Annotated in this window: 9 protein-coding genes and 1 pseudogene; 7 read left to right on the top strand and 3 right to left on the bottom strand. The window is 63.3% G+C overall.

Annotated features, from left to right (window positions below; translation table 11 throughout):
- Window positions 1-329: AraC family transcriptional regulator (locus tag TY51_RS21755; protein WP_156117912.1), on the top strand; the 329-nt coding region annotated here is incomplete at its 5' end.
- Window positions 330-669: 340 nt separating this feature from the next.
- Here the strand turns inward: TY51_RS21755 and TY51_RS06200 are convergent.
- From TY51_RS06200 to TY51_RS22520, 3 genes are all read right to left on the bottom strand, one after another.
- Window positions 670-3,993 (bottom strand): error-prone DNA polymerase, encoded by a 3,324-nt coding sequence (locus TY51_RS06200; RefSeq protein ID WP_042247276.1) that lies wholly within the window; start codon window positions 3,991-3,993, stop codon window positions 670-672.
- Complete coding sequence (locus tag TY51_RS06195) at window positions 3,990-4,436, bottom strand: hypothetical protein (protein ID WP_052649867.1); 447 nt, start codon at window positions 4,434-4,436, stop codon at window positions 3,990-3,992. The genes TY51_RS06200 and TY51_RS06195 overlap by 4 nt, the downstream gene beginning before the upstream one ends.
- 152 nt (window positions 4,437-4,588) lie before the next feature.
- Window positions 4,589-4,777: a hypothetical protein gene (locus TY51_RS22520; protein ID WP_042247274.1), complete on the bottom strand. Its 189-nt coding sequence runs from the start codon at window positions 4,775-4,777 to the stop codon at window positions 4,589-4,591.
- A gap of 160 nt (window positions 4,778-4,937) precedes the next feature.
- Between TY51_RS22520 and TY51_RS06185 the strand changes: the two genes are divergently transcribed.
- The 6 genes and pseudogenes from TY51_RS06185 (at window position 4,938) to rpiB (ending at window position 9,995) form a co-directional block, all read left to right on the top strand.
- Window positions 4,938-5,597, top strand: a complete 660-nt coding sequence (locus tag TY51_RS06185) for an SOS response-associated peptidase (RefSeq protein WP_042247286.1) — start codon at window positions 4,938-4,940, stop codon at window positions 5,595-5,597.
- A gap of 390 nt (window positions 5,598-5,987) precedes the next feature.
- Window positions 5,988-6,737 carry a FadR/GntR family transcriptional regulator gene (locus TY51_RS06180; RefSeq protein WP_042247272.1) on the top strand — a complete coding sequence of 250 codons (750 nt, stop codon included), beginning with the start codon at window positions 5,988-5,990 and terminating at the stop codon, window positions 6,735-6,737.
- A 23-nt stretch (window positions 6,738-6,760) separates the two neighbouring features.
- Window positions 6,761-7,747, top strand: a pseudogene (locus TY51_RS06175) (TRAP transporter substrate-binding protein).
- A 46-nt stretch (window positions 7,748-7,793) separates the two neighbouring features.
- The gene (locus TY51_RS06170) at window positions 7,794-8,255 is read left to right on the top strand and encodes a TRAP transporter small permease (protein WP_197054665.1); all 462 of its coding nucleotides are present in this window, start codon (window positions 7,794-7,796) and stop codon (window positions 8,253-8,255) included.
- Window positions 8,255-9,529, top strand: a complete 1,275-nt coding sequence (locus tag TY51_RS06165; protein ID WP_042247270.1) for a TRAP transporter large permease — start codon at window positions 8,255-8,257, stop codon at window positions 9,527-9,529. The genes TY51_RS06170 and TY51_RS06165 overlap by 1 nt, the downstream gene beginning before the upstream one ends.
- On the top strand, window positions 9,489-9,995 hold the full coding sequence (gene rpiB, locus TY51_RS06160; protein WP_197054664.1) for a ribose 5-phosphate isomerase B: 507 nt from the start codon (window positions 9,489-9,491) through the stop codon (window positions 9,993-9,995). The genes TY51_RS06165 and rpiB overlap by 41 nt, the downstream gene beginning before the upstream one ends.
- Window positions 9,996-10,356 lie beyond the last annotated feature (361 nt).

The raw sequence follows: 10,356 nt of genomic DNA, 5'->3' as shown, positions 1-10,356 counted from the left end.
GGCCGACCGCCGGCAGTGGTCTACTCACTGCAAATCGAAGTCACGCAACCCGATCAGCAGGAGCAGATCAGAGCTTAAAAAGCGCCAGATCCTGTCCAAGGAATGGGGAGCACCTCAGTCAAAGTCCGCATGCGCTGGCCGAGCTCCATCTTATGCGCGAAGCTTGCCGCCTTTTGGCTTATACGCGCATGACTGCTCAACAGGTTGCCTTTCAACTTGGATACCAGGATCCCAGCTACTTCAACCGTCGCTTTCGGAATGCCTTCGGCGTCTCACCGGGCGGCTATCGTCGACGACTGGAAGAAGGACAGCAGGGAGCGGCACGCTGAAAGTGACACGATCCGGCAAGCCCGGAACAGTTCAGATCGCCTTTCGCTGCAGAACCTAGTTTGGAAGATGACCTTTGCGTGTCCCCCGGGATCGTTCAGAGAACAGGCTCCGGATGTCGTCGCTACAACTGGTATCTTAGTAGAGGTGCTGTTGAAGCTATACCAAGCTGCAGACAGCATGCTTCTTGACCTCTGTATCTTTCTTTGACCCGCAATTGGCATGAAAGGCCGAAGGTCCGCTTTGGCATAGATATTGCAGATGGCATACTGCACCGCCATCAGGCCGCTTTCCGCCCCTAGCGTCGTGCCCTTTCCCGAACCGACGGTGGCCTTGCATCACCTACCTGAAGTCCTTCGTCTTCACTCTGACAGTGTCGATATGAAGATCCGGAATATGGATGTCGCGCGGGAGCGGCGGCCCAGCATCGCCCGGCAGGCTCCCGCCGATAGTCCTGAACTCGTCGCCGCGACCGTGGGTCAGAGGGAAGGCCTCGCCTCGCTGGCCTATGCCGGCAAGGTCAACGGAGAGGTCGGTGAGGCGATGGACCACAAGGTGGACCACCTCGCCGTCGCGCTGGACACGGCCTGCCGCGGCAATCATCCCGGCCGACAGGATGATGCGCCGGTGGGCGTCGAAGACCTTGGGCCAGACGACCAGATTGGCGATGCCGGTCTCGTCCTCCAAGGTGATGAACATGGTGCCCTTGGCCGATCCGGGACGCTGACGGACGAGGACCAGGCCGGCGATCTCGGTCCAGCGGCGGTTCCGGGCGGCCATAGCGTCGGCGCAGGTTCGGATCCGACGGTTTTTCAGGCTGTGGCGTAGGAAGGACACCGGGTGGTGGCGCAATGACAGGCCGGTATGACTGTAGTCCTCGACCACCTCGCGACCGGCTGCCATGGGGCGCAGTGTAACGGTCGGCTCCGCATGGGGCAGGGGTGGGACTGTGGTGCTCAGGCCGTGATCCTGACGGGCGGGTTCGTTCTGTGTGTCGGGCTGATTGCGATGCTCCACTGCCGAAGGTGTGTCCTGCTCAACCGCTGCGAACAGCGGCAGGTCGTCGTTGCGCAGTCCCTTGATGGCCCAGATCGCCTCCCGGCGTGCCAAGCCGAACGCCGGCAGCAACCCGTCGGCCTCGGCGATGCGGGTCAGGGCCGCCATGGGCACCCCCGCGCGGCGGCAGAGATCGGGGACATCGGCGAAGGGCCGGTTGGTGCGGCTGGCGAGGATGACCTCCGCATGACTCTCTGCCAGCCCCTTGACCAGGCGCAGCCCGAGGCGGACGGCAAAACGGTCACCCACCGGCTCCAGCGTGCAGTCCCAGTCCGAGGCGCTGATGCAGACCGGGCGAACCTCGACCCCGTGATCGCGGGCGTCCCGCACGATCTGGGCGGGGGCGTAGAACCCCATCGGCTGGCTGTTCAGCAGCGCGGCGCAGAATGCGTCAGGGTGCCAACATTTGAGCCAGGCCGACGCATAGGCGATCAGGGCAAAGCTGGCCGCGTGGCTTTCGGGAAAGCCGTAGCTGCCAAAGCCCTCCAGCTGGCGAAAGGTCCGCTCGGCAAAGTCGCGGTCATAGCCGCGCGCGGCCATGCCGTCGATCAGCTTGTCGCGAAACTTCGAGACACCGCCGGTGACCTTGAAGGTGGCCATGGATTTGCGCAGCATGTCAGCCTCTCCGGGGGTGAAGCCCGCGCATTCGATGGCCACGCGCATGGCCTGCTCCTGGAACAGCGGCACACCGAGGGTCTTGCCCAGCACCTTCTCCAGTTCCGGGGTGGGGTAATGGACCGGCTCCAGCCCGGCCCGCCTGCGCAGATAGGGGTGGACCATGTCGCCCTGGATCGGGCCGGGGCGAACGATGGCCACCTGCACCACCAGATCGTAATAGGTGCGCGGCTTCAGGCGCGGCAGCATCGACATCTGCGCCCGGCTCTCGATCTGAAAGGTGCCCAGCGTGTCGGCCTTGCGGATCATCGCATAGGTCTGGGCGTCCTCGGCCGGGACGGTCGCCAGATCATAGTGCTCGCCCTTGTGGGCGGCGATCAGGTCCAGCCCCCGGCGCATGCAGGTCAGCATGCCCAGTGCCAGCACGTCGACCTTCATGAACTTCAGCGCGTCGATGTCGTCCTTGTCCCATTCGATGATCTGGCGATCGGCCATCGCGGCGGGCTCGATCGGGACCAGATCATCCAGACGGTCATGGGTCAGGACAAACCCGCCCGGGTGCTGGGACAGATGCCGCGGCGCGCCGCGCAGCTGCGCGGCCAGATCCAGCACCAGCCGCAACCGCCGGTCACCGGGATTCAGGCCCAGCTCGCGGATCTGATCGTCGGTGATACCCTCCTCGCCCCAGGACCACAACTGACCGGAGAGCGCCCGGATCAGGTCTTCGGGCAGACCCAAGGCCTTGCCCACGTCGCGCAGCGCGCCCTTGGAGCGATAGCGGATGACCACGGCCGTCAGTGCCGCATGGCTGCGGCCATAGGTCTTGTAGACCCACTGGATGACCTCCTCGCGACGCTCATGCTCGAAGTCCACGTCGATGTCGGGTGGTTCGCGACGCTCCTCGCTGATGAAACGCTCGAACAGCAGATCATTGCGTTTTGGATCGATGGAGGTGATGCCCAGCACATAGCAGACCGCGGAATTGGCCGCCGAGCCGCGGCCCTGACACAGGATGCCACGAGATCGCGCAAAGCGGACGATGCTGTTCACGGTCAGGAAGTAGGGCGCATACTTCAGCCGGTCGATCAGGCCCAGTTCGTGCCGCAGCAACGCCCGGACGCTGTCCGGCAGGCCGTCTGGATAGCGACCAGCCGCGCCTTCCCATGTCAGCGTTTCCAGCGTCTGCTGGGGCGTCAGGGCAGGGTCATCGCGTTCTTCGGGATACTGGTAACGGAGTTCATCCAGCGAAAAACGGCAGCGGTCGGCGATCTGCATCGTTCGGGCCAGCGCGTCGGGATAGCGGGCGAACAGCCGATGCATCTCGGCGGGCGACTTCAGGTAGCGGTCGGCGTGGCGTTCCCGACGAAATCCAAGGGCGTCGATGGTGGTGGCATGGCGGATCGCCGTGACCACGTCCTGCAGGATGCGGCGGTCGGGGACGTGGAACAGGACATCGTTGGTGATGACAGTGGCCACGCCCAGCCCGGCCGCAAGGTTCGACAGCGCGTAAAGCCGCATCTGATCGTTCGGGCGACGGCGCAGCGTCAGGGCCAGATACGCCCGGTCGCCAAAGCTGTCGCGCAGCCGGCGCAGGCGAAGGGCGCAGAGGTCATCCGCCGTATCGGGGATCAGGATGGCCAGAAGGCCCTCGGCATGGGCCTGCAGATCGGGCCAGTCCAGATGGCAGCTGCCCTTTCCCGCCCGCGCCTTGCCGATGGAGAGCAGGCGACAGAGCCGCGCGTAGCCCGCCCTGTCGGTGGGATAGACCAGCACCGACATCCCGCAGCGCAGATCCAGCCGACAGCCGACGATCAGCCGCACGCCGGTTTCCTTGGCTGCCTCATGCGCCCCCACGATCCCGGCTAGGCTGTTTCTGTCGGTCACGGCCATCGCCCGGATGCCCAGAAGCACCGCGGTGGCGAACAGTTCCTGAGCCGAAGACGCCCCGCGCAGGAACGAGAATTGAGAGGTGACCTGAAGTTCGGTGTAGCTCATCCGAAGACCCCGTGGATGAACAAGCGATGAGAGCCGGTGGTCGCGTCCTTTCCATCACCGGCGCGAAAGATCCATAAGCGTAGGGCGGTTTCGACCTCGATGCGCAAGTAGTGGCGCATGGCGTGGGCCTCGGCATCGCGTTTCCACCATTCGCCGAAGATCCACTCCGACCCGTCGGCGCGGCGGACCCGGTGGCGGATACCGCGCCATGAAATCCAGCCCGGCGGATGACCGGGCAGCAGTGCCGTCTTGCCGATGGGCTCGGGCCGGGGCAGTAGGCGCGAGGCATGTGGCCAGTATCCGGACCAGCCGATGCCCTGATCCGGTGACAGTGCGCCGATCCGCACAACCGATCGCTCCGGCTCGTCACTTGCCACCGGCGCCAGACGATAGACGGCGCGCTGGCCTGCGCAGTTGGACAGCATGTCGACCAGATCCCACATGTTGTGTAGGGCCTGTTCCAGAAGGTTTTGGTGTGCCAGAAGACGAGAGGTTCCTTACGGTTGGCCGTCAGGGTCATGATCTCGATGCAGAATTCCGGGTCCGTGCACGCTGGCCACGATGCTTGCCACGAAGCAGGCTGCCGCAGTCCCATTCATCGCCCCCTGTCGCCGCCCGCCACCTCGTGCAGGGATTCCATCGCCACTCCGCCCTGCGGCAGGCGTCGGTCCAGTACGTGGACGCCGAAGGGCAGCACCTTGTGCGCAAGGGTTCCCACATCCTCCAGATGGGCAATGCGGGCCCACAGGGCGGCAATGGTGGGACGTGGAGCGGCGTCGGGCATGGTGAGGCAGAGGGCTTTTCACGTCACAGTTGCGGAATCATAGTTCCTATTTTGTTCCTATTGCGACAATGTGTCAACCGCCGGGGAGGGCATCGTGATCGGGGGCGTGCGAGCGCATTGAATTCCGCTATGCTGATCGATGGAAAAGGGGACCAGGATCGTGTGCAATCTCTATAATCTGACGACAAACCAGCAGGCGATCCGGGACTTCGTGAGGATCACCCATGATGCCGCCGGCAATCTCGAACCCGACCTTGATGTCTATCCCGATCGCGCAGCACCGGTGATCCGGCAGACGGAGGAGGGGCGGGTGTTGTTGCGGATGACCTGGGGGATGCCCACCCCGCCGCAATTTTTGAAGACACCGGACGCGCCCGATACCGGCGTGACCAACATTCGCAATACGACAAGCCCGCATTGGCGCCGCTGGCTTGGCCCCGAGAACAGATGCGTGATCCCGGCCACGGCCTTCTCCGAATACGGCCAGACCCGTGATCCTGTGACCAGGCGAAAGCCTCTGTGCTGGTTCGCATTGGATGAAACGCGGCCACTTTTCGTCTTTGCCGGGATCTGGACGACATGGCATGGAACGCGTGGGTCGAACCGCAGCCCGCGGCCAGGTGAGCATCAGCTGTTCGGGTTCTTGACGACTGAGCCGAATGCGGTGTTGAAGCCGGTCCATCCGAAAGCGATGCCGGTGATCCTGACCACACCGGAGGAGATCGAGGTCTGGCTCAGGGCGGACTGGAAGGACGCCAAAGGGTTGCAGAGGCCGTTGGCAGATGACGCGCTGTGTCGTCTTGCAGATCGTCAAGGGTAGCGTCTTTTGAACGCGGCACGTCAGCGCATTGGACGGGTAGCCCTTTGCCGCCAGTGCTGGATTGCAACTTTGCTAGGCGAGATGATTTCCTGCGCGGGTCGTAGCACCAGGAGTGTGTGCCGTCGCGCCGGGCGATAGATCAGGCAATGGGTGCCTGTCGTTCGGCGCGTCTGAGAAATAAAGGGACGGTCCAGAACTACATTGGTCTTACCAATCATTCATTTTTCATTGGTAGGGTGATCTCATTTAACATACTGTAATATAATGTTTTTATATTTCCTTTTCTCCGTTGCGCACTCTTCACTTAGGCACAGGCTTCAGAAATCTGGCCTGTCCGTTGACCACGTTTGGCGATTGGTAGGACATTGGCTCACCACGGGAGGGGTGCCGGTGAACGACGGTCTTGAATCCGATACGCAGCAGAACGGCTCGAACCGGGTCGTGTCCTATTTCAAGGAGCGTATCCTGAAAGGAGAGCTGAAGGTCGGCGACCGGGTGATGCCCGAGCGCGAGTTGGCGCAGCATCTGGATGTCGGTCGTCCGCTGCTGCGCGAGGTGATGAAATCGCTGGTGATGCTGGGGTTCCTGAACGTCCGGCAGGGAAGCGGAACCTATATCGCCAAGGCCGACATTCGCGTGCTGTCGGATTTCTTCACCTTCTGCCTGTCCCAGGAACAGGACGTCCTGGAGGACGTGATGCAGGCGCGGATGGCCATCGAATGCCAGGCGATCCGGCTGGCCTGCGAACGTGCCAACGAATCCGATCTGGCGCGGATCGGGCAGTGGCTGGGAACCCTGATCGACACGCTGACCGACCCAGAGGCCGGCGGGCGCGCCGATTTCATGTTCCACCAGTCCATCGTCGCCGCCAGCCACAGCCGCGCGCTGACCACGCTTTACGGCGCGATGGCAGAGCTGCTGCAGCGCAGCCATGTCCAGCGCCGCGTCACCACCTATCGGAACCCAGAGATCGTCCGGGTCCTGGTCGATGCGCATCGCGAGGTGTTCCTGTCGATCGTGGCCAAGGACCCGGATCAGGCCGACCGCCGCCTGCGCGAACACTTTGCCATCGGGGACGAGCTGCGCCGTCGCAGCCTGATCGAAAACTATCGGGGCACACCCGCGAAACAGATCAACTGAACCATCCCAGGGAGGGGACAACCATGTTCATCAAGACCGGGCGGCTGCTGGCCGTCGCAGCCATCACACTGACCGCCATCCCGGCGTTCGCGCAGGACCTGCGCTATGCCCATGTCGGCGCCGAGGGCGATATCCAGACCCGCTATGCCGCCGAGGCTGCCGAGGAGATCGCCGCAGCGACCGATGGCGCCGTGACCGTGCAGGTCTTTCCGGCCAGCCAGTTGGGTGGCGTGTCGGAAATGGTGGGCGGCGTTCAGATGGGTTCGATCTAAATGGGGCACCACGATTTCGCCTCTCTGGCCCAGATGGTGCCGGACGTGTCGGTCTTCAACGCGCCCTTCATCTATCGCGATGGCGCGCATGCGCTGGCCGCGACCGACCCGGCGACGTCCCCCGCACTGCAGCAGATCAACGAGCAGCTGGTCGAACAGGGCGGTGTGCGGATCATCGGCCGCATCTATCGCGGCGCGCGCCACATCTCGTCGAACTTCGAGGTCAAGTCGCCCGATGATCTGGCGGGCAAGCCGTTCCGCGCCGTGCCGCTGGAACTGTGGGTGTCGATGGTGACGGGCTTTGGCGCGACACCGACCCCCGTCGAAGTGGCCGAACTGCCGACCGCGCTGATGACAGGTCTGGTCGTCGGGCAGGAGAACCCGCTGACCATGATCACCTCGAACAGCCTTCATGAGGTGCAAAGCCATGTCGCGATGACCGGGCACATGCAGTCCGTGCTGGCCGTGTTCATCAACGAGGGCGTCTGGCAGGGCCTGTCCGAGGAGACCCGCACCCAGATCACCGACGTTCTGGACGCCAAGGCCGAGGAATCGCTGGTCTGGGCGCAGGAGTCGGAGGCCGAGCTGGTGGCCGAACTGACCGAGAAGGGCATGACCGTCGTGACCGAGGAAGACGGTCTGGACATCGACGCCTTCCGCGAGCGGGTGCTGGCCCAGATCAACGGCGATTTCCCCAGCTATCAGCCGTATATTGAACAGATCATGGCGATCGAGTGACAGCCAGCCGACCGGCCTTAGGACCGGTCGCCACCCAAGGGGAACCATGATGCGTAAACCGCTGGAAATTGTCTGCGTGCTGCTGCTGGCCGCGCTGATCGCCGTGCCCTTCATCCAGATCATCGCCCGCGAGGTCATGGGATCGGCCATCGTCGGCGCAGAAGAGCTGACACGCTTCCTGCTGATCTGCACCGTCTTCGCGGCCTATCCGCTGGTGACCGCCAGCCACGAGAACATCGTGATGTCCGAACTGCTGGACAACCTGCCTGGCAGGCTGCAGCGCGCTGTCCGGTTCGTCATCCTTGCTGCCGGGATCGCGACCTGCGGGTTTCTGGCATTCGTCGCGTTTCAGAACATCACCGGGACCATGCGGGGCGCAACGCCGACGCTGAAGATCCCGTTCTGGGTCTTCATGGGGGCCACCACCTTTGGCTTCGCAGGGGCGTGTCTTGTCCACCTGGTCCAGCTGCGCAAACCCGATGCGGGCCACGGCTCGGTGGCGCTGTAATGGGCATCGCACTGATCGCCATCTTTCTGGCGCTGTTCGTCCTGGGCTTTCCGGTCGTTTATGCCATCCTGATCCCCGCCATCGGATATGTGCTGATCGAGGGGTTGCCGCTTGGTCTGCTGACGCAGCGGGTGACCTATGCGCTGGACAGTTTTCCGTTGGTCGCGGTGCCGATCTTCATCTTCGTGGGCAACCTGATGAATTCGGCGGGCGTCACCGACCGCATCTTTCGCTTTGCCGATACGCTGGTGGGACGGCTGCCGGGCTGGTTGGCGCAGGTGAACATCTTTTCCAGCCTGATCTTTTCGGGCATGTCCGGCGCGGCGCTGGCCGATGTCGGCGGCCTTGGCCGGATCGAGATCGCGGCGATGCGCAAGCGCGGCTTTTCCGCGCCCTTTGCGGGCGCCGTGACTGCGGCATCAGCCGTCGTCGGGCCGATCTTTCCGCCAAGCATCCCGCTGATCGTTTATGGGTCAGTCACCAGCGTCTCGATCGTGCAGCTGCTGTTGGCCGGGATCGTGCCCGCGCTGATCTGCATCGTGTTGCTGATGATCACGGCCGCCATCCTGCCCATCGTCCACAAGATGCCGCGTTCCGACCGCGCCCCCACGCTGCGCGAGATCGGGGTGGACCTGCTGCCTGCCCTGCCTGCGCTGTTTGCGCCCGTGTTGATGATATCCGGCATGTTGCCGGGCCTCTTCACGCCGACCGAGGCGGCCGCCGTCACCGTTGTCTATGTCCTGCTGATCAGCGGCCTGTTCTACCGAGAGCTGACCTGGCCGCATCTGTGGAACGCCATGCTGATGACGGTCCGCAGCACCAGCGCGATCCTGATCATCGTGGCCGTCGCGTCGCTGTTCGGCTGGATCCTGGCGGTCGAGCAGATCCCGCAGGACTTTGCCCGCTGGATCCTGCAATTCGCCGACAGTCCGATGGCGCTGCTGATCATCGCCAACCTGATCTTCTTCATCGCAGGGATGTTCCTGGACAGCACCACCGCGACGCTGCTGGTCGTGCCGGTCATCGCGTCGCCGCTGGTTCTGGCGGGTGTCGATCCGGTGCATCTGGGGATCATCGTGATCTTCAACCTGATGCTGGGCCTGCTGACACCCCCCATGGGCCTGTCGCTGTTCCTGATCTGCGACATCGCCAAGATCACCCTGCGCCAGCTGCTGCGCGCGCTGCTGCCGTTCTACGTGCCGCTGCTGGTGACGCTGGCGATCATCACCTTCCATGCCGACCTGGTGCTGTGGCTTCCCGGTCTTCTTCGATAACACCCTGAAAGGTAACACTATGCGTATCGTCATTGGATCAGATCACGCGGGCTTCCCGCTCAAGGCCACGGTCGTGGCCCACATCCGCAAGCTGGGTCACGAGGTCGAGGATGTCGGCTCTCACGACGATCAGCCGGTGGACTTTCCGGACATCGCACAACTGGTGACGGGCGCGGTCGCCGATGGGCGTGCCGAACGGGGCCTGCTGGTCTGCGGCACAGGCGTCGGGGCGTCCATTGCCGCCAACAAGGTCAAGGGCATCCGCGCGGCGGTCTGTCATGACATCCACTCCGCCCATCAGTGCGTGGAGCATGACGATGTCAACGTCATGTGCATCGGTGCACAGATCGTCGGGCCCTGGCTGGCGCTGGACCTGATCGATTCTTACCTGAAGGCTGAATTCTCGACAGACGAAGATTTCCGTCGCCGCGTTGAAAAACTCTATAAGATGGACGCTGAACGCTGAACGCTGACATATTCGGGCACGGAGCGACGCGTCGTGCCCGAACAAAACATCATAAACCTTTGCTTCCATCACGATCAAAAGCGATCGAAACGAGAGTGCAGCGCTTTGGACTAAGGCAAGTATCGCTTCAGCCCAGTCTGCGCCTCCGAATTGGCCAGATCGTGATAGGAGCACTCGTCACAGCCGCTCGGGCCTGACGAGCGTTGCAAGCTGACAGGAGCCATCTGTCAATAGCGCGTCCTGCGATAACCTGTCCCCCGTCGGTCGCTTGGTCATCGCAACTGTCCGTCGGGGTGTGCGATGCTCCCCAACCTTGAACCCCCGGTTGCTGCGGTTTCCCCGCTTGTGCGCTGCTCCCCAA

It is taken from the genome of Paracoccus sp. PAMC 22219 (genome assembly GCF_000787695.1).
In the GTDB taxonomy this organism is placed as follows: domain Bacteria; phylum Pseudomonadota; class Alphaproteobacteria; order Rhodobacterales; family Rhodobacteraceae; genus Paracoccus.
Note: the sequence above shows the minus strand (reverse complement) of the source record. Positions and strands in the feature narration are given on the sequence as shown.